Genomic DNA, 19,718 nt, shown 5'->3' on the forward strand with positions numbered 1-19,718 from the left:
ATTTGACCGGAGGAACAGCTCTTTATGTTAGAGAAGGTTGGTATTCTACCTTCGACTAAGGTTTTTTAACTAATACAAGCGTTTTGGATGCTTCGGATAAAGGTGTTGCGGATGGAGCACTCGAAGCGATTTTCTTGTCTTTGGACAGCACGGACAGGACATAAACGGCATATTCCGTATTGTCTTTAATGTCTTTACCGAAGGCATCTTTGGCAGGGATTTCAATCAGAGCCGAGATATCTTTGCCATCGGGTTTTATTGTTGCGTTTTTATCCTCTTTGGCAGCGGCGTCCGTTGCTGCTTTAAGATTGAAGGTCTTGATGTTATCTTTCTCTACAAACAATAGGCGGTAAGCCGTAATGCTGCGCTCATCGATCGCCTTCTTGAAATCGACTTGAAGCTTCCCGCTTGCATCCAACTTGGCTGTAACGCCCGTTGCTCGGGTCGGATTCGGGATCGTAAACACATCAGAAGAATCGGACAGAGTATTGCTGGTAGAAACAGTGCCATCGGCAACAGCCAGGATGAATACACTGTACTTTTGGCCAGATGCAATGACTGCACCATTGACGTCTTTCGTTGTAGCCTCCAAGTTTTTTACATATTGTTTCTGGCTGGAATCGACATTAACTATTGTGTAGTTTCCAAGCGGTACATTATTTGCTTCAAAATCGCCAAATTTTTTGTTGGCTGGTACCACCATGATTCGATATTCTTTAATGCTTCCTGTAGCGGCCGAGAATTTGACTACAATATCACTGCCATTCCCGTTGGTGCTTTCAATCCCGGCATATACATCCGAAGGAACCGTTACAGCGGTACCCGTAAGCTTAATCGGCGCAGATGGTGCCGACAGGGCACTGCTTGTTGAACCATTGTTGCTTACGGACAATACGAATACTTGATAGTCCACCAAATTGCGAATTGGCTGACCTTCAACATCGTTTGTTCCAGGTCTCAGAACGTTATTGAAATTGTCGCCGACCGGTACACGATCAAAGTTGCCAGAAGCTACACTGTTAGCTTGATTTAAATTAAAATTACCAGCGTTTTCTTGCTTCACGACCATGATACGGTATTCCTTGATGTTGGATTCATTCGCAGCCTTGGTAAACGAGACTTTCAAGTCGCTTGCGTTATTGTTGTCGCCTGCATCAGCAACCGTAACGTCCTTTACGGCTGCTACCTGGGTCACGCCTTGAATCGTAACGGCATTAGAGACCGATGATAGAGCATTGCTGTAATTCGAATAGCTGTTGCCTCTAGATAAGACGTACACGCGGTAGCTTAAACCTCTTTGAATGAGATCCCCGTCGGAATCCTTGGTCGTGCTAGTCAAATCCCGAGTGATGGTGCCGCCGGTTTTGTTAACCGTGGTGTAATTCCCGTTGTTGTAAGCTTGCGACACGTTCAGGCTTTTGTTTGACTTCACGACGAGAATCCGGTAATGATCGATGTAGCTTTCGCCATAAGCGGGACTGAAGGCGACTCTCAGATCGCTTCCGTTTCCGTTGTTGCCGTTCAGTGTCAACGTTGGCGTAGAAACAGGGTTTACATTCTGATTGTTTTGCCCAAGCGTAATGGATGCATAATCGGACAATGCATTGTTATTGGTCGAATATCCTGCGGACAGGACATAGACGCGATAGCTGACGCCATTGCGAATCAGCTCTCCGTCGATATCGCGACTGCTCGAATTCAGCACTTGCGTCATGTAGTTGCTGCTGCTGTTGTTCTTGCTGATTTGCGTATAATAATAGCTGTTTAAGTAGGTTGCTCTGTGCAGATCAAAATAACTATCGGATGATTTTACGACGAATACCTGGTAATGGCTAATATTCGATTGATCGGACGGGCGGTAGAATGACACCTGCAGATCACGTCCGTCATTGTAGTTGTTCACGTCGGTGACAGACAGGCTGGTAACCGCGCCCACATTGTAGCTGGAACTCAAGATGATGGAGCTTGATGGAGCGGACAGCACGTTGTTATTGGCGTTATTGTTGTCAAAGGCCATGACGAATACGCGATAGTACACGCCGCTACGAATCGTGGCTCCATCCACATCTCTGGCACCCGATGCAAGCGTCAAGTTGTTAATGTTATTGCCGGTTTTGTTGACATGGGTATAGTAGTTGTAGCTGGAGGCGGTATTGGCTTTACTTAAGTTGAAGCTGTTATAATTGCTGTCCTTTACGACAAACACGCGATAAGAGTGAATGTTGGATTCGTTGGAAACCTTGTTAAAGCTTACGCGAAGATCACGGCCATCACCGAAATCAGCGATATCCGTCACCTGGGTAATGAAAGGAACCGTTGAATTACCCGTGCTGAGGGTGATTGAAGACGAACCTGAAGACAGGTTGCTTGCAAGTACGTTCTCATTGCTGCTCACAGACTGGACGAACACGGTGTAAGCGACTCCGCTGCGGATAAGCTCCCCTGACGTATCACGAGCGGAAGAACTCAGCGTCGTGGACAGCGTTGTATTCGTCGTGCTGGTTTTACTTACCGTCGTGTAATTTTGGCTTTGAACGGATTTGGCAGCCGCCAGATTAAACTTGGCAGCATCCTTCGTTTTTACCGCAAACACGCGATAGTTGGTTACATTGCTCTCATTCTGGGCACGCGTGAAGCTGACCTGCAGATCACGGCCATCTCCATAGTCGCTCACATCGCTTACCTTCACGTTGGTTGCCCCGTTTACTGAATTGGTGTTGGTCAGCGTCAACGACGGCGAAGCCGAGGAAAGGGCATATGTGCCGCCTGTTTTGCTGACTGCCAATACGTAGGCTTTATAAGCCTGGTTATCGCGGATCAGATCATTATCCACATCCCTTGAGCCCGACGTTAGGGTCAGCGTCGGATCCGAGCCGGACGGGTACACCGTTGTGTAAGCTGCCGAGGACACGCGCTGTGCCTCAGATTGGTTTAACGTCTTGGACTGCTTTACAATCATCACCCGGTAATGTGAAATTAAAGACTCGGTGGATGATTTGGAGAAGCTCACCTGCAGATCGCGGCCGTCGCCGGCATTACCAATGTCCCGAAGCGTCACATAATTTACAGGCACGATACCGGTATTATTTCCGCCGCCTGAATTGTTCGTTGTTTTGACGGTGACCGTTTTCGTTTTGGAATTCCAGCCGATTTTTTGGCCGAGGGCTTCACTTACGAAGCGTACCGGCACCATGGTATTGCCTTTTAAGTTTTTCGCCGGAACATCCAGCGCTACCGTCTTGTTATTGATGGTGGCCGTCTTGGAGTTGATTTTTAGAATGACGGTTGTGCCATCCTTGGTCGCTGTGACGGTTTTCGTTTTTTGATTCCATTTAACCGATGCATCCAAGGCTTCGAAGATGGATCTCATCGGAAGCATGACGCGTCCTTGGATCATGACAGGTGCTTGAGGCGTATACAGCTTGACGCCGTCAATCAAGACGCTGATGTTCACTGCCGCCTGTACCTGCGATTGGAATGTCATGGGGATTAACAGTATAGCTGCTAGCAAGGCAGTCCATATTCTTTTCACACACTCAACCTCCTGAAATTTAGATTTGTTATTATTTTCCTCTACAATATGACGCATTGGCCTAGAATAAAGTTTCAACTATAACATCGGCAATCCGAAAATATTTTTTAGTACCTGGTCATAAAAAAGAAAGAAACAGCGTGTTTCTGCCGTTTCTTCCCTGCTGATGTTGATCAATATTGTTTAATTGTATCGGTGCCGCCCAGGATCGACCGGGTCACTGCATCATATATATTCGGCGGGTGCTCGGCTATCCGGTGGCACAGGTACAGAAACCATTCTTCACCGTAAGTCAGATAAATCCGAATAGGGAAGCCGTCAGCTTTCATTTGTCTGGACAGGTCCGGACGTATGCCATACAGCATTTCAAGCTCGATGGCTGAAATGCGATACATTTCGTTGCTGGTCATATGCCGCAGGATCCTTTCATCATGGGTGGCGACCGATACGGGCCTGCCTGCTTGAACGCATAAATCCACCATTTGTACATACCTCGAAGTCAGCATCTCCGAACGGGGAATATAGTGCCCCTCTTGTTCCTGATAAGCGCCCTTCACGATGCGGATCGTGCCGGAGCCGTCGCTAAGAATTCTTTCGAGATCTTCCATCGTTCGCGGGAGCTGCGCTTGCAAAGTAATACCGACATTCGTGTATTGGGCCGAAGCTTTTCTGTACAGTTTAAGGATGGCATCCGTTTTGGCGGATTCCTCCATACTGATGACCAGCTCCAATCCAGCTTCCTCGGCTCGGCGAGCCAGTTCAAGAAGATGCCGGTATGCCAATTCCTCGTCTACCGATAATCCGATGTGGGACAGGTCGAGTGAAATGCGGGTTCCTGTCCTCTGTTCCGCACAAGCTTCAATTAACTTAGTAAACTCCAGGAAAGCCTGCGTGCATTCCGCCTCGGTCAGCGTGTTCTCCCCGATATACTCCAGCGAAGTGCGATAACCTTTGGCGTCCAGAGCATCCCGACATGACAAACCTTGTTCCAGCACATCGCCCGTGACAAAACGCTCTGCTGCACGCAGCAGGATCGGATACCATTCGGCGGATTGCTGGACGTACTGTTTGAGTTGCAGGTTACGGGCGACTGACTTCAAAGCGTCGGCAAAAGCCGCATCCGTTAATGAATCGTTCAAGTTAAACACCTCGTTTGATTAAGATCTTCTGTGATTCTATCAACGTATAGGCGAGGGGGTCTTGTATAAAATTGCGGTTTGTTTAAGATGTCGCTGCTTTTGCATACCGAAGAGGCGTTGTCCCTACGCACCCGGCAAAAGCTCTCGTGAAATGGCTCTGATCGTAAAACCCGGTCTCCACAGCAACGTCGGCTATGGCTTTTCCTTGAAGTAACTGCTCTTTGGCGTAATTGATGCGCAATAAATTCTGATAAGCGTGGGGAGCTAGATGATAGGATTCTGCAAACATCCGAATCAGGTGGAATTTGCTGACTCCGGAGATGCCTTGCAGAATATCAAGTGTAATGCGATCTTTATAATGATGATCCAGATACTGCTTCACTCGGAGAATAGCCGGGGATTGATGAGCGCTGCCGCTAGACGCCAAAGCGGCTTCCTCTTGAAGGAGACCCGTCTCCCGCATGAATGTCATAAGCACGGACTCCACTTCGAGGGGAGTGGCATTTTGCTGAAGCAGTGTCCTGCAGGAACGGATCAGATAACGGGATCGTTCGTTTTGATATTTCGGATGCAGGATGGGCACATGGGGTTGATGGTACTTGGAATCATAGTCCGAAGAGGTTTGACCGAGCCACCGGGGATGGATAAAAATCATCGTGTACTTCCAGTTTGCAGGATTCTCGGGATGACAGGCATGAGGGAGCAGCGGCGGAAAATGCACAATATGCCCCTGGGCAGCCTCAAATCGTTTCCCGGCCGACCATACGCGGGTGGCTCCCTTTTCAATGAGGCCAATGGAAATTTCTTCGTGAAAATGCTTCTTATAAGAAAGATTGTCTATAGTATCGCATTCTTTGATTTCGAGAAACGGCAGGTCAGGATCACGCAAAAAAGTGATATCGGGCATTTCCGTCATTCCTTTCCTTCAAACATCAATAGATTCATTATAAGGAAGGCGTTATGTTTGTTCAAAGATCCGTCCATATTTGTATATAACTTTACAGAAATATAACTATAAAGTAATATAATAAACATGTTGAACGATAACCTTTTTGAAGTATTGGCAGAACCGAATCGCAGGACGATATTGGACTACCTGCGCCTGAAAGAGTGCACGGTGGGCGAGATTGTAGATCTCATGCAGCTCAGCCAACCAGGCGTATCCAAGCATTTGCGCATTTTGCGAGAAGCCGGTCTTGTCTCGCTGCGGAAAGAGGCACAAAGGCATGTGTACAGCCTGAATGCCAAGCCTCTGGAGGAAATCCATCACTGGCTGGAGCCTTACCGGCAGTTCTGGACGAATAAGCTGGATGATCTGGAGAGGCTGCTGGATGAGGATGAATCTCCTTAAACATCCTAATGTAGTTTGATTGGAAGATCCATTTTTGAATAAAACATTACTAAGGAGGATGAAAAAATGCTGGCAGTAGTACAGCAAGACGAGTTCGGAACGACCGTCCGATTGGAACGCCGCCTGAAGCATTCGGTTGAGAAGGTGTGGTCCTATCTGACGGATAATGACAAGCTCACACAGTGGTTCTCGGAGCTGAAGGTGGAAGATTTGTGTCAAGGCGGAAGAATTACATTTGACTTGCAGGATGGAACGTTCGAGGAATTTGAAATTACGGATTATCGGGAGTTATCGGTACTGGAGTATACGTGGGGAGAGGACCGGGTGCGTTTTGAGCTGCATCCCGAGGCCGAAGGCTGTCGTCTGGTACTGATCGAGACGATAACGAAAATTACGGATCATACACCGAAGGATATTGCCGGTTGGGACGTATGTCTGGACGTCATTGAAGCACTGCTGGATGGCAGAACGCTTGAATCGCGCAAGGACGCCTGGTCGGAAAAATACGAGCAATACGTTCAAGTATTTAAACAATTGCCGCGTGAATAACAATCTGCTCCGACCCAGTACGTAAACATGCCGGGTCGGAGCTTTTTTATTGGAAGATGGATGAATTGCATCTATAATCGGGTTAGGGATATATTCCCATATGGAAACCGCTTGGGTGGAGGGGTAAAAATGCCGGATTACACGGTACACATCTTGCAGCTTAGAGAAGATAACTATCATAATGGGCTAAAACTGGGTCGCCGTCTGCGAAATCAACCGATATTAAAAGCTTTCGAAGCGGTCACCAAGCCGGAGATCGACACGGAACAACTGAAGAGCATTTATAATGAGTTTGCCCCGCAGCTGTTATCGGAGCTTGAAGGACTGGCGGAAGGCTTGGAAATGCCTTTTTCCAAAGCCGCAGCGCTTCTCGGCGGATATGACGTCCCGAAAATCGCGGCCATGGGCTGCTCGGCAATGATCACCGCTTCGTATTACGTAAGAAATTACGATTTTACGCCTGCGTTTTACGACGGTTATTTTACTGCCGCTCAAGCCGATCAAGGGTTGGCAACCGCAGGCTATAATTTACAGGCATTAGGCAGGCATGACGGGGTAAATGAAAAAGGGCTTGCTGCCGGGCTGCATTTTGTCAGCTTTGACGGATACCAGGCGGGCCTTTCGCCATGGATCGGTGTTCGGATGATATTGGAGTCATGCGGTACAGTAGAAGAAGCGTCTTACATGCTTCGCCATATTCCCCATGCGGCTTGTTATAACTATTCCATAGGGGATGCACGAGGGAACATGGCCGTTGTGGAAGCAAGTCCGGATCAAGTGATTACCCGTGCGGGCGGGGAGGCGGCGATCGCCTGCGTTAACCATTATGAGGCTTTGCCGGGCAAAAACAGGCCATCCATCGAGCATTCCCTTCGGCGTAAACGTTATATCGATAGCTTGGATGCTGAACAGTTAACCCAAACCGAGGCTTTCGGTTTGTTTAAGGACCGAAAGTCCCCGATATTTTTTACGGATTACGACGATTTGTTCGGAACGCTGCATACCTTTTCGTACTCCTTCGAAGAAGGAAGGGTCATGACTTCGCTTGCTCAGGGCGACGTGCTCGATTTTTCGTTCAGGGATTGGGTCGAAGGCAAGGATCTTCAGGAAGCGATACTGACCGGGCATATCGATTAACAATAAATCCATCAGAGAAGCGCTTCTTCTCAGACGAGAAGCGCTTTTTTTGTGCTGTTCGGGCTCTTTCGAATTTGGAACATTCTGTGACATTGCCATCGCGGGGGAGGCTGCGTTTTCTTTGGCCGATTTGTTTGTGCTACACTGATTTTAAAGGATCATTTCATTGAATGAACGTCAGAAAACAAGGAGTCTAACAACGATAAACACACAAATACTAGGTATAGCACAATCACGACACATGCCGAAGGTCGTATCCAATCACGATGAACGGCTCAACGGCTAAAGCACCGGATAAGCCCCCTTTTGGGTTACATTAGTTTACATAACGATTCAAGCCGATTTTGCAACCATGAGTTGGGAGTGGAGTACACATGGCTTTTGTGAGCATGAAGGATGAATATAAGCGCTACCGAATGGGAGAGACCACCATTGTAGCCAATGATGGAATCAGCCTAGAGATTGAAAAAGGCGAGTTTGCGATCATTGTCGGTCCCAGCGGTGCAGGCAAATCCACGGTGCTGAATATATTGGGCGGCATGGATACGGCGGATAAGGGACAAGTACTCGTGGATGGAACGGATATCGCCAGGTTTAACAGCAAGGAGTTGACGAGCTATCGGCGCAATGACGTCGGATTTGTGTTTCAATTTTATAACCTGGTTCCCAATCTGACGACAAAAGAAAATGTGGAGCTGGCTTCGCAGATTTCTCCTCGGGCCCTGGATGCGGAGCAAGTATTGCGGGATGTCGGCCTGGGTAATCGTCTGAACAATTTTCCGGCACAGCTGTCCGGAGGAGAACAGCAGCGGGTAGCGATTGCCAGGGCACTCGCGAAGCAGCCGAAGCTGCTTCTCTGCGATGAACCCACGGGTGCGCTTGATTATCATACAGGGAAGCAGGTGCTTAAGCTGCTCCAAGACACTTGCCGCCATACCGGAACGACGGTTATCGTCATTACGCATAATTCTGCCCTGACGCCGATGGCGGATCGGGTCATCGAGATCAACAATGCCAAGGTCCGAAACATGGTTTTGAATCGGAACCCCGTTTCTGTAGACAACATCGAGTGGTAGGGAGACACATATGATGAAGAAAAGAGCGTTGTGGACTGATATTTTCCGGGAAATATCGCGGACAAAAGCGCGGTTTCTGTCCATTTTTGCCATTATTATGCTCGGCGTCGGTTTTTTTGCGGGGATAAAAGCCACGGGTCCAGATATGCTGGACACAGCGGATCACTACTATAGCGATTTAAAGCTGATGGATCTTAAAGTTCAGTCCACCTTGGGTCTCGAATAAAGCGATATCGAGAAGCTGAAGCTGATTGCCGGAGTAGATGAGGTGCAGACGTATTTCTCGGTGACAGCGGGCGGATCGCGAAGGTCCTCTCCTATGACCCAGGAAATAATCTGAATCAATACGTGCTTACAGAAGGTCGAATGCCGGAGGCCACAGGAGAGATTGTCATCGACGCGGGAGATCGGGGGAACGAATTTAAACTGGGGGATCAGATTACCTTTACCAATCCGGATCAGGAAGTCGATCTCAAGAAAACGTTTGACCGCCTCACTTATACGGTCGTGGGAAGGGCGAAGAGTCCGCTGTTCATCAGCAGCATGAGTCGGGGAACGAGCGGCATTGGCAAGGGGACTGCGGATGTGTTCGCCATTATACCGGAACAGGACTTTAAGCTATCTGTATATACGGAAGCCTACCTGACATTCCAAAACACAGCTGCATCAGCTCCCTATACGTCTGAGTATGACGAGAAGATCAAACGGCACAAAGAAGCGGTAGAACTGGCACTAAAGATCATGCCGCAGGAGCGGCGGCTGGCAGAGATTCGTGCCGAGGGGCAGAAGAAGCTGAATGAGGCCTTGGACAAAATCAAGGAGGCCAAGAAGCAGCTGACCGATGCGGAGCAGGAGTTAAAGGAAGCGAAGATCAAGCTGAATGAAGGAGAGCAATCCTACCACGATGGCGTGAATAAACTTCAAACCGAGCTGGCACAGGGACAAGCCAAGCTGGATGTCGCGGCAAAAAAGCTTGCCCAAGGCAGAGCGGAGCTGAAGCGGAATCATCAGCAGTTGGAACAAGGTCAGTCCCAGCTTAAGACAGGTCAAAGTCAACTGGATCAACAGAAGTTGGAGCTTGTGCCAAAGCTGGCACAAGGGCAGCAATTGGCGAGGGCGCTGCAGCAAATCTCCGGTTTAGATCCGGAAGACATACCGGAAGAACAGAGGCAAGAGCTGCTTTCAGCGGCTCAGGCAGCAGATCCGAAACTGGGAGCAGCCACTGCGGGTTACATGGAGGGAGCATTGGATGGTGCTGCTTTGCAAAAGGCTGTTTCTGCGTTCCAGAGCGGTTTAAACGAAGCTTCGCTGCAGCTGGATCACGCTCAGCAGAAGCTGGATGCAACCCGGGCACAACTAAAAGAAGGAGTAGCCAAGCTTCGGGAAGCCGAGCGTCAGCTCGTGCAGGGTGAAGCTTCGTTGAAGCAAGGAACGGAGGAGCTTGCTGCTGCTAAACAGGCAGGGGAAGCCAAGCTCGCGGATGCGAAAGCGGAGCTTAGCCGTGGACAGGAGAAATACCAGGAGGGGCTAAAGAAATTTAGTGAGGAAAAAGTAAAGGCTAAGCGGGAAATTGCCGATGGCGAGAAGGAAGTGGCGGAGGGACAGAAGGAGCAGGATCAGCTCGAGCTGCCCAAAGTCTACGTCATGGACCGCAGCGTCAATCCGGGTTATACCGAGTACAGCGATAATGCGGACCGCTTATCTTCCATAGCTACGGCATTCCCGGTCTTCTTTTTCCTGATCGCCGCCCTCGTCAGCCTGACAACGATGACTCGGATGGTTGAGGAGCAGCGGCTGCAGATCGGTACCTTGAAAGCACTCGGATACAGTAACCGGGATGTGATGAAAAAATTCCTGGTGTATTCGACGCTGGCCAGTGTTGCGGCCTCAGCAGCCGGACTGGCTATCGGCTTCACCTTGTTTCCCGCTATTATCTATGATGCTTACGGCGCTTTATACAATCTGCCGGATGTGAGAACGCGATTTTATCTCAGCTACAGCATCATCTCGATCATCGTGGCCGTGCTCTGTACGACCATGACCGCTTTTGTGGCGACGCGGGTGGAACTTCGAAGCAACGCTTCGGTCCTGATGCGTCCCAGAGCGCCCAAGAACGGATCCCGCATATGGCTGGAGCGAGTGCCTTGGGTGTGGAACCGGCTCGGCTTTATCGGGAAAGTCACGGCACGTAATCTGTTCCGCTACAAGCAGCGGATGTTTATGACCGTCTGCGGCGTTGCCGGCTGCACGGCTCTGATTCTGACCGGTTTCGGTCTCAAGGATTCCATTGGGGATATCGCGCCGCTGCAATACGGCAAGATTATGCAGCATCAGGCGACCGTTGTATTTCAAGAAGATAACGGCGACAGCGGTATGGCGGAGGATTATAACCAGCGTATCGAGGCTATGCCGGACATTACAGGAATCCTGAATGTGACGCAAGAGGCGATGACCGCGACAGCCCCCGGAGTGAATGCCCAGGACGTGAGTTTGTTCGTGCCGCAATCTCCGCAGGAGATTGATTCGTTCATCGTCCTGAAACCCCGTGGGCAGGAGCAGACGCTGTCGCTCACGGATGACGGTGCGATCATTACCGAGAAGCTCGCCAAGCTGTTTGATCTCAAGATGGGAAGTACTTTCACTGTCCAGAACAGCGACAAGGATCCCTTTGAAATACGTGTAGCCGGGATAACGGAGAACTATGCCATGCACTACGTCTATATGACGCCGCTGTATTACGAAGAGATTTTTGATGCAGCGCCGGAAGTGAACAGTCAATTGCTGGCGTATGACAACAACGGTCATAATCCGGAGTGGGAAGACCAGCTTGGTGAATCGTTAACCGCAAGCGATCGGGTGGCAATGATCAGCTTCACGAGCGGAGTAAGCGATGCCTTCAGCGATACGATGGACAGCATGAATGTCGTGGTGGTTGTCCTGATTGTATCCGCTGCGGCACTTGCCTTTGTCGTGCTGTACAATCTGACGAATATTAACGTATCCGAGCGGATACGGGAGCTGTCAACGATCAAGGTGCTTGGCTTCTATGATAAGGAAGTAACCATGTACATTTATCGTGAAAATATGATTCTGACCGTGCTGGGGATCATAGCGGGCAGTCTGTGTGGCGTGTTCCTGCACCGGTTCGTGCTCCTAACCGCGGAAGTGGATGCGATGATGTTCAGTCCCGCGATCCATGAAATCAGTTACGGCTATGCGGCACTGCTGACGTTGTTGTTCTCGGCCATTGTGATGGCCTCCATGCATTACAAACTAAAGCGGATTGATATGATTGAAGCGCTGAAATCGGTGGAATAGATATATGTTTCAACAAGAGAGCCCTATTCGAGAGGAGACAATCCTGAAGAATAGGCTCTTTTTTTTCATCTCCTTTGCAAAGCTTCCTGCACAAGCCAGGAGTTGCGTTTTGGAATGTGAATTCCCGTGATATTTTTAATCAGCCGGTAAGTTCTAGGAGAAAATATATTATAATAGACATATCCAGCTTCTTGTACGAACTAATATTGCTACTACATGAAGACCAGTGGGTAATTGATGGTAGAACATGATAAAGGTCTTCAGCCTCGGAGGAATGCATATGGAAATGGTCTTCTCGATCTTGAAAAAGTACCGCGTAGCAGCGATTGCGGCACTGGTAATGATGCTGATTGAGCTCACTGTTGAGCTGATTCAGCCGCTGCTCATCTCTAAAATCATTGACGACGGCATTCAGAAACAGGATTTGTCCGTTGTATGGATGTGGGGAGCCGTTTTAACTGGAAGCGCTATTATTGCCTTTATAGCGGGGATATCCAGCTCTTTTTTTGCGGCGCATACGAGTCAGGGACTCGGCTATGATCTGCGTGATCAGCTGTATGAAAAGGTGCAGTCCTTCTCTTATTCGATATTTAACCGGTTTGCTACCTCATCTTTGATTACCAGACTTACAGGTGACGTCACCCAGATTCAGGATACGGTGTTCATGGGCTTGCGGTTTATGACGCGCGTTCCGCTCGTTGTGTTGGGAAGCATCATCATGGCATTGGTGGTGAATGTGAAGCTGGGCTTGCTGCTTGTCCTTACCGTGCCATTATTGTTTATTTTTATCGCTTGGATTATGAAGCGGGCAGCGGATGCGTTTCGCCATGTACAGCAGCGACTGGATGCGGTAAACGGAGTCATTCAGGAGAATCTGACCGGCATTCGGTTGATACGCGTATTCGTACGCATGGGTCACGAAATTGAACGCTTTGCCCGTATCTCTGGCAAGCTGATGAGCACCACGGTCTCGACCTTGCGATTAACGGAGACAACGATGCCGTTTATTCTTCTCATTATGAATGCAGGGATCATGGCGGTCCTGTGGTTCGGCCGCAAAGACATCGCGTCCGGCAGTGCCAGCGTCGGCGAAGTGGTTGCCGTAGTCAATTATTCCCTGCGTTGTATCGGTGCCATGTCCGCCCTGTCCTGGGTTGTCGTTGCCTTTTCCCGGGGACGCGCTTCCGCACAGCGGACGCAAGAGGTGTTAAAGACGGAAGAGGATGCAGCAAGCGCGAGCAAGGATAAGAATACAAAGGTTCAAATTCAAGGAGGCGTGAAGTTCGAGCAAGTGAGCTTTAGCTATCCGGGCAGCGACATCGCCGTGCTGACGGATATTTCTTTTGAAGCGAGGCCCGGAGAGCGGATCGCGATTATGGGAGCGACAGGTTCCGGCAAATCTTCATTAGTACAGCTGATTCCGCGGCTTTACGAGGAAGAGAAGGGAACAGTACGCGTAGACGGAATGGACGCGAGATCGATTGATGAGGTAAATCTGCGCAGCAGCATCGGTTATGTGCCGCAGGAAGTGCTGCTCTTCTCCGGTACGGTCCGGGAGAACATTGCCTGGGGACGCGAGGATGCTTCCATGGAGGAAATTAAAGAGGCGGCGCGCAGAGCGCAAATCCACGATACCATTGAGCATCTGCCTAACGGTTATGACACGATGCTGGGCCAGCGCGGGGTCAACTTGTCCGGCGGACAGAAGCAGCGCTTGTCCATTGCGCGGGCTCTCGTGCGAAAGCCCGCCATCCTCATTCTGGACGACAGCACCAGCGCCCTTGACGTCCGAACGGAAGGCGCTCTGCTGGATGCCCTGAAGGATTTGTCCTGTACAACGTTTCTGATCACGCAGAAGATCAGCTCGACCACTTCAGCTGATTTGATTCTGCTGCTGGACGATGGGCGTTTGATTGGAAAAGGGAACCACGAAGATTTGATGGAAAGTTCCTCTCTATATCGACGCATCTATGAATCCCAATACGGAGAGGAGGCGCAGCAGCATGCTCAAGGCATTCACTGAACCGTTTCGTCATCCAAGACCGAAGATCGATCTTGGCAAGAATAAGGATGGCGGTCAGGGCGGCAAGCCAAAAGCCAAGGCCAAAAACTGGTCGGGCACCCTCTCCAGAATATGGGCTTATCTCGCCCGCCGCAAAGGCAAGCTCGCACTTGTACTGCTGATGGTGTTGATCAGCTCAGGCCTTGCGTTGCTAGGTCCCTATCTGCTTGGCGTCGGCGTGGATAGATTTCTGGATGATGTACGTAATCCGGAAAGCTCCATCGACTCGGCCTGGTTGTATTTTCTCGCTGGCTTGGCCGCCGTCTATGTTCTTCAGGCTTTAACTACTTGGCTGCACAACGTCTGGATGATCGGCATCGCGCAAGAGACGGTGTACCGGATGCGGATGGATCTGTTCACGCATCTGCACCGACTACCGATCCCATTCTACGGAAAGCGCCAGCAGGGCGAGATTATGAGCCGTCTGACGAATGATATCGAGAACGTGAGCTCAACGCTGAACAGCTCAGCCATTCAAATTTTCTCGAGCGTGTTGACCTTAATCGGCACATTAACCGTCATGTTATGGCTTAGTCCGCTCCTTACGCTGCTGACATTCCTGGTCGTGCCTCTAATGATGATGGGGATGCGCTGGATTACCAGGCGGACCGGTCCCTTGTTTAAGGAGCGTCAACGCAACCTGGGGGATCTGAACGGTTATATTGAAGAAACGCTGTCGGGGCAGCGGATTATTAAGGCTTTTTCCCAGGAAGAACGGGTGGTCCGCGAATTCGATGAGCGCAATCAACGGATTCGTCTGTCGGGCTTCTGGGCGCAGAGCATATCAGGCTTCATTCCGAAGCTGATGAACGGGCTCAACAACTTGAGCTTTGCGATCGTAGCGGGCATCGGCGGCATCATGGCGATCCAGGGACATATTACAATCGGCGTCATCATTATATTTGAGAGTTATGCAAGGCAGTTTACGAGACCGCTGAACGATCTCGCGAACCAATGGAATACGCTGCTGTCTGCCATTGCGGGGGCGGAACGCGTATTCGAGGTGCTGGATGAAGAAGTTGAAGCGAAGGACGAAGGAGCTGCTGTCACGCTGAAGAGCGTGGAGGGCGCGGTGAAGTTCGACAACGTCTCGTTTTCTTATGAGAAAGACGGAGACACACTGGAAGGAATCAGCTTTGAAGCGAAACCCGGCGAAATGATTGCGCTGGTCGGTCCGACCGGTGCGGGGAAAACGACCTTAATTCAGCTGCTCTCGCGGTTTTACGATCCGGACAGTGGAAGGATTACCCTCGACGGGCGGGATATTTCTTCGATCCGCAGGGAGAGTCTACGCTCGCAGATGGCTTTTGTGCTGCAGGATTCCTTCCTCTTCCAGGGCACGATCCGTGAGAATATTCGCTTCGGAAGACTGGATGCCACCGATGAGGAAGTGGAAGAAGCCGCGAAACTGGCCAATGCCCACTCGTTTATCGTGCGGATGAAGGATGGTTATGACAAGAAACTCAAGCCTGACGGCAGCGGCATCAGTCAAGGCCAGAAGCAGCTGCTTGCAATCGCGAGGGCGATTCTGGCTAACCCTTCCATGCTGGTGCTGGATGAAGCGACAAGCAGCATCGATACCGTAACGGAAATCAAAATCCAGGAAGGATTGCAGCGATTGATGAAAGGGCGGACGAGCTTTGTCATTGCCCACCGTCTAAACACGATCCGCTCGGCGGACCGCATTCTGGTGCTCAAGGATGGACGCTTATTAGAGCAGGGCTCCCATGATGAGCTGCTGAAGCAGGGAGGATTCTATAGCGACCTGTATTACGGCCAGCTGAAACGGGCGGCGATGTAACAACATGGCGCAGACACCATGATAAGGGAGTGTACCTCTCCTCTGGAACCACTATCATCAATTGTCCGAACTGGGTTCCCCCAAATAAGGTTCCTGGTATAGGGCATAGTTGGAGCCGAGCGTCCCATACCATTTGGAATATCGCATTAGGCATAATCAAAACCACCGGAGAGGCTTTAAGCCAAGCAGGGCTCCGGTGGTTTTTTTGGGTATTCGGATTTTATGATTTTCACTCATTCGTTGACAGTGGTTCCGTTAGCTTCCACTTTTTGCGCGATTTGAGCTTGTTTACTTACAACCGTTCCGTTATTTAGCCGTTTGCTGCCAACAGGCCCCTTTTGGGCCAATTAACGGATCCTGTCACTATAACCGGGGTAAAGTCCACGTTTCAGGGGCTTTATTGGAACCGGTGTCATCAATGGCCGATTTATGACTGCGGCCCCACTCTCTCCGACCCGTATTCGTCTTCGTTTGTACCACAAGGTTTTGGAGCATACCCCAATAAACTATGGACGAGTACTGAAGCTTCATCCCCTTGCGGAAGAGAGAAGTCAAGCTCTTTCCGCCCTCATCCGTGATTATCGGGAGGACTTGACAGCCAAGCAATAGTTAACGTTGTCGAATGCCGTTATTTTGTGATCAGGCTGCCTCTCATTATAGGCCTGAAACAGCTCCCTTGTAATCTCGGAAGGAGTTAGATGCTGGTAAATCAACAAATTAGCCTCTTCCAGCAATTGCTCCAGCTCCGCGTAGGAATAGCCTGCTTGCATGGGTTCGCCCGCACGCATGGCCATCATGACCTGCTTCTGCGCCCGTTCACCCGCCTCCGGGGTAAGCGTAAGCTCATCGGGATAATCAAAGACAAAGCTGCTGCCGCTGGGGACCAGCCGGGCAATGGACGACAACAGCTGCTTGAATGCATGTTTTGGCAAATAATAACTGATTCCGAGCAAGCTGCTGAAGCTGATTCGTTCCGGGTCAAAAGCTGGGCAGGCTGCTAAACGGCTTGTCCAGTCCGCTTCTAAAAAGTCTGCGGCAATGCAGTGTAGATTCGCCGGCTTGGCCAATGGGAGAGCGGATACGCGCCTTTCTTTATCCGCTGCCGTCACGGGATGATCGATCTCGAAAATACGCAGCTTTTCAGCCCACTCCGGCTGTCTGTAGGCGAAGGTGTCGTAGCCGGCTGCAAAGATTAGATACTGTTCGGCTCCCAAGCTGGCGGCAACGGCGAGTGATTGCTCGGCAAATGCTGCTCTCCCGAGTGGAGAAGGAGACAGCTGATAATCGACTACTTCGCGTAGCGCCTGCTCCTGCGAGCCGACAAACGACGGCCGGAAAAAAGAAACTGCTTGGGACATGTTGAAGGCTATCTGCTCGTATTCCTGATCGGTTAACAGCTGGATGGCGATGGGATCGTCAAAAATTTTCACTTGATTATGCTCGGCGTGATACGCCCGCGAAAACGCGCTGACAAGAGCAGTCAGGCTTTTCTTTTCCATGATGGATCACCTCTTATCCGTTGTAGCATGGCAAAGCCCGGCAGGATAAGACTTGACTTTCATGTAAATTTATGGTATAATGAAACTGCTGAAATAGTTAAAATTCACATTATCGCCATATTTGATAGGCGTTTTTTTATTTTCTCCTAATTTTGGATGGGCTATCTGGTAAATAAGGCACCCGAGTGGAGCGATTGGATCGGCTACTTGGAGAATCCGGGAGCCACCAGCAGTGACGAAAACCAAGGGACTGCCCCAAAGGTCCATTGACCAGGGACAGTCCCTTGGTATGTTGTTGTAAGACGCTGCGAGTACTTAATCCATTTCTCCAATCGCTGCTGCCCCCAACGAAAGATATTCGAGGACAAAGGCGACTGCTATGCTTTTCCGGGGTCGCCTTTGTCCCTCGGCTACTTCTTCGATTTTCAGACTATTTTATTTCCTCTAACTTTTTATCCAACTCGATTTTCTCAGGTGTATTTAATTAAGCCAAGTAAAAGTATACAGACGAGCTGATGATCCCGCGTGGACGTGCAGGATATGAATGTTCGCCCCATCGATCGTAAAAGTATACTGCGGAAAGCCGGATAACCGGGCTTCGTGTTTGCGCCAATCGTACGAGGTCCGCCAATAGTCCGCCAGCTTCTTGAGATAGTCGAACGGAACTCCGTAATTCCAGCCTTCATCAGCCAATTCGTCAGGCCGACGGGTTCGGGCTAGACGGTCTCGAAGGTCGTCGAGCTCACCTTGCGGAATCTCGATATAAAACGGTCTGATTTCCGTATCGTATAATTCTGGGCAATCCTCATTTAGAGCCTGCTGCTTGAATCTTCAGCCTGCGCTGCCCCGCCTTGCCAAATTGCAGCATAAACAGCAGAAGAACTCCAGCTTGCAAGGCAACCAGGACGATATAGATGTTGCTGTAGGTGGAGGCACCCTGGAACAGGTTCAGCGGATTCCAGGAGCTGCCGGCGCCAAGATCGACGGCTTTGCCGTACACCCCCGTGGCAATCGCGCCGGACAGGAAGTTAAGCAGCGAGAACAATCCCATCCCGACACCGGTTTGCTCTTTGGGCAGCGACAATGAGATTGTCTTGGAGAGCGAGATTTGCATAAATATTTGACCTACATTGCCGAAGACCAAAATCAGCGCAATGAGGTATGGCGATACGCCCGCGAAAGTGGACAACAGGGCGAAACAGAGCAGAAGCAGGGTGGACGCTGTATAGAACAGATAACGCGTTCCCTTGGTATCCGCGAGCTTGCCGCCTCTTCCGCCGAGTATGGCCGCAACAACGGCTCCCGGCACCATAACAAATCCGATCCATCCCGGAGCCAAACCGTTAATATCCGCCAGCAGCTGCGGAGTAAGAAAAGGCAGGGCGTAACCGACACTCATGATGAATATGCCAAGGACCAGACCGACCGAATAGCTTTTGTTGCTGAATAAACGGGGCTGGACAAAAGGCTCTTTAGCCGATCGAATGCGAAGGAGGAACAACAGGAGCAGCATGAAGCTGCCTACGCCGAATATCCATCCACTCTGCGTCACCGCAAGGAGCAGCAGCGCAACCGTTCCGGCGAGAAGGCCGCCGCCGAGCCAATCGATTCGTCCACCCTGACCTTGTTCGTTGCCCAAATATTTGCGGTACAGCGGCAAGGTAACAAGGATCAACAGCGGGATGCAGAAGAGCCATCTCCAATGGAACACGCTGACGATCAAAGCCGAGACTACCGGCCCAATCGCGCTTCCGATGGCGAGTCCGGTGGCGGTTATGCCGAGCGCGCGGCCCCGGCTTTCCGCAGGGAAATAGCGAACGGGAATGATCATGGCGGTTGCCGGAATGACGGCTGCCCCCGCAGCCTGGAGGATCCGCCCCAGCAGCACCATCCAGTAGGCTTGTGCCGACAATCCTGCAATGGAACCGACTAAGAAGAGAAGCAAACCGAAAGTGAGCAGATTTTTGAGTTTATAGGTGTCGGCCAATTTTCCATATAGAACAGAGCCTATGGCATAAATCAGCATGTAAATCGACGATACCCAGCTGACCTGGGCAAAGGAAAGCTGGAATTGCTTGCTGATTTCCGGAAGCACGATATTAAACATCGTTGCGCTCATCGATGAGAGAATCATCGTAAAAGCCAGGATGCGTATTAATTTTTCAGCCGATGGTGGTTGTTGCTGATGTTCGTTCATGTGATTTCCCCCTTTCTTTTGGTTACGATTTATTCTACAATCGATAGTTAATAAATA

Annotated in this window: 15 protein-coding genes; 8 read left to right on the plus strand and 7 right to left on the minus strand. The window is 50.2% G+C overall.

What is annotated here, in order from left to right; genetic code table 11:
• Positions 1 to 55 precede the first annotated feature (55 nt).
• From ACQKPA_RS17270 to ACQKPA_RS17280, 3 genes are all read right to left on the minus strand, one after another.
• Positions 56 to 3,532, minus strand: coding sequence for a stalk domain-containing protein (locus ACQKPA_RS17270; protein WP_427493813.1), 3,477 nt, complete (start codon positions 3,530 to 3,532; stop codon positions 56 to 58).
• Between the two features lie 173 nt (positions 3,533 to 3,705).
• Positions 3,706 to 4,671, minus strand: coding sequence for a proline dehydrogenase family protein (locus ACQKPA_RS17275; RefSeq protein ID WP_427493814.1), 966 nt, complete (start codon positions 4,669 to 4,671; stop codon positions 3,706 to 3,708).
• A gap of 82 nt (positions 4,672 to 4,753) precedes the next feature.
• Entirely contained in the window at positions 4,754 to 5,587 is an 834-nt protein-coding gene (locus tag ACQKPA_RS17280) for an AraC family ligand binding domain-containing protein (protein ID WP_427493815.1), read from the minus strand.
• Between the two features lie 117 nt (positions 5,588 to 5,704).
• Between ACQKPA_RS17280 and ACQKPA_RS17285 the strand changes: the two genes are divergently transcribed.
• The 8 genes from ACQKPA_RS17285 to ACQKPA_RS17320 all read left to right on the plus strand — a co-directional run bounded on the left by ACQKPA_RS17285 (position 5,705) and on the right by ACQKPA_RS17320 (position 15,965).
• Positions 5,705 to 6,022 carry an ArsR/SmtB family transcription factor gene (locus ACQKPA_RS17285; RefSeq protein WP_427493816.1) on the plus strand — a complete coding sequence of 106 codons (318 nt, stop codon included), beginning with the start codon at positions 5,705 to 5,707 and terminating at the stop codon, positions 6,020 to 6,022.
• 66 nt (positions 6,023 to 6,088) lie between these two features.
• Complete coding sequence (locus ACQKPA_RS17290) at positions 6,089 to 6,571, plus strand: SRPBCC family protein (protein ID WP_427493817.1); 483 nt, start codon at positions 6,089 to 6,091, stop codon at positions 6,569 to 6,571.
• Positions 6,572 to 6,700: 129 nt separating this feature from the next.
• Positions 6,701 to 7,708 carry a C45 family autoproteolytic acyltransferase/hydolase gene (locus ACQKPA_RS17295; RefSeq protein ID WP_427493818.1) on the plus strand — a complete coding sequence of 336 codons (1,008 nt, stop codon included), beginning with the start codon at positions 6,701 to 6,703 and terminating at the stop codon, positions 7,706 to 7,708.
• A gap of 374 nt (positions 7,709 to 8,082) precedes the next feature.
• Complete coding sequence (locus ACQKPA_RS17300) at positions 8,083 to 8,784, plus strand: ABC transporter ATP-binding protein (RefSeq protein WP_427493819.1); 702 nt, start codon at positions 8,083 to 8,085, stop codon at positions 8,782 to 8,784.
• 10 nt (positions 8,785 to 8,794) lie between these two features.
• Positions 8,795 to 9,010, plus strand: coding sequence for a hypothetical protein (locus tag ACQKPA_RS17305; protein ID WP_427493820.1), 216 nt, complete (start codon positions 8,795 to 8,797; stop codon positions 9,008 to 9,010).
• 140 nt (positions 9,011 to 9,150) lie between these two features.
• Positions 9,151 to 12,102, plus strand: coding sequence for an FtsX-like permease family protein (locus ACQKPA_RS17310; RefSeq protein WP_427493821.1), 2,952 nt, complete (start codon positions 9,151 to 9,153; stop codon positions 12,100 to 12,102).
• Positions 12,103 to 12,382: 280 nt separating this feature from the next.
• Positions 12,383 to 14,125 carry an ABC transporter ATP-binding protein gene (locus ACQKPA_RS17315; RefSeq protein ID WP_427493822.1) on the plus strand — a complete coding sequence of 581 codons (1,743 nt, stop codon included), beginning with the start codon at positions 12,383 to 12,385 and terminating at the stop codon, positions 14,123 to 14,125.
• A complete protein-coding gene (locus ACQKPA_RS17320) occupies positions 14,106 to 15,965 on the plus strand; it encodes an ABC transporter ATP-binding protein (protein WP_427493823.1) in 1,860 nt (619 codons plus the stop codon). Before ACQKPA_RS17315 ends, ACQKPA_RS17320 begins: the two co-directional genes overlap by 20 nt.
• A gap of 578 nt (positions 15,966 to 16,543) precedes the next feature.
• Here the strand turns inward: ACQKPA_RS17320 and ACQKPA_RS17325 are convergent.
• From ACQKPA_RS17325 to ACQKPA_RS17340, 4 genes are all read right to left on the minus strand, one after another.
• Positions 16,544 to 17,464 (minus strand): class I SAM-dependent methyltransferase, encoded by a 921-nt coding sequence (locus ACQKPA_RS17325; protein WP_427493824.1) that lies wholly within the window; start codon positions 17,462 to 17,464, stop codon positions 16,544 to 16,546.
• A gap of 203 nt (positions 17,465 to 17,667) precedes the next feature.
• Positions 17,668 to 17,796, minus strand: a complete 129-nt coding sequence (locus ACQKPA_RS17330; protein ID WP_427493825.1) for a hypothetical protein — start codon at positions 17,794 to 17,796, stop codon at positions 17,668 to 17,670.
• Between the two features lie 148 nt (positions 17,797 to 17,944).
• Positions 17,945 to 18,241: an epoxide hydrolase N-terminal domain-containing protein gene (locus ACQKPA_RS17335; RefSeq protein WP_427494000.1), complete on the minus strand. Its 297-nt coding sequence runs from the start codon at positions 18,239 to 18,241 to the stop codon at positions 17,945 to 17,947.
• A gap of 28 nt (positions 18,242 to 18,269) precedes the next feature.
• On the minus strand, positions 18,270 to 19,661 hold the full coding sequence (locus ACQKPA_RS17340; RefSeq protein WP_427493826.1) for an MFS transporter: 1,392 nt from the start codon (positions 19,659 to 19,661) through the stop codon (positions 18,270 to 18,272).
• Positions 19,662 to 19,718: the final 57 nt, after the last annotated feature.

This window comes from Paenibacillus sp. NPDC093718 (genome assembly GCF_050279985.1).
Taxonomy (GTDB): domain Bacteria; phylum Bacillota; class Bacilli; order Paenibacillales; family Paenibacillaceae; genus Paenibacillus_AQ.

Coding starts and splice junctions, on each gene's coding strand:
- ACQKPA_RS17280 (WP_427493815.1), bottom strand. CDS start 5,587: ATGACGGAAATGCCCGATATCACTTTTTTGCGTGATCCTGACCTGCCG.
- ACQKPA_RS17285 (WP_427493816.1), top strand. CDS start 5,705: ATGTTGAACGATAACCTTTTTGAAGTATTGGCAGAACCGAATCGCAGG.
- ACQKPA_RS17290 (WP_427493817.1), top strand. CDS start 6,089: ATGCTGGCAGTAGTACAGCAAGACGAGTTCGGAACGACCGTCCGATTG.
- ACQKPA_RS17295 (WP_427493818.1), top strand. CDS start 6,701: ATGCCGGATTACACGGTACACATCTTGCAGCTTAGAGAAGATAACTAT.
- ACQKPA_RS17300 (WP_427493819.1), top strand. CDS start 8,083: ATGGCTTTTGTGAGCATGAAGGATGAATATAAGCGCTACCGAATGGGA.
- ACQKPA_RS17305 (WP_427493820.1), top strand. CDS start 8,795: ATGATGAAGAAAAGAGCGTTGTGGACTGATATTTTCCGGGAAATATCG.
- ACQKPA_RS17310 (WP_427493821.1), top strand. CDS start 9,151: ATGCCGGAGGCCACAGGAGAGATTGTCATCGACGCGGGAGATCGGGGG.
- ACQKPA_RS17315 (WP_427493822.1), top strand. CDS start 12,383: ATGGAAATGGTCTTCTCGATCTTGAAAAAGTACCGCGTAGCAGCGATT.
- ACQKPA_RS17320 (WP_427493823.1), top strand. CDS start 14,106: ATGCTCAAGGCATTCACTGAACCGTTTCGTCATCCAAGACCGAAGATC.
- ACQKPA_RS17325 (WP_427493824.1), bottom strand. CDS start 17,464: ATGGAAAAGAAAAGCCTGACTGCTCTTGTCAGCGCGTTTTCGCGGGCG.
- ACQKPA_RS17340 (WP_427493826.1), bottom strand. CDS start 19,661: ATGAACGAACATCAGCAACAACCACCATCGGCTGAAAAATTAATACGC.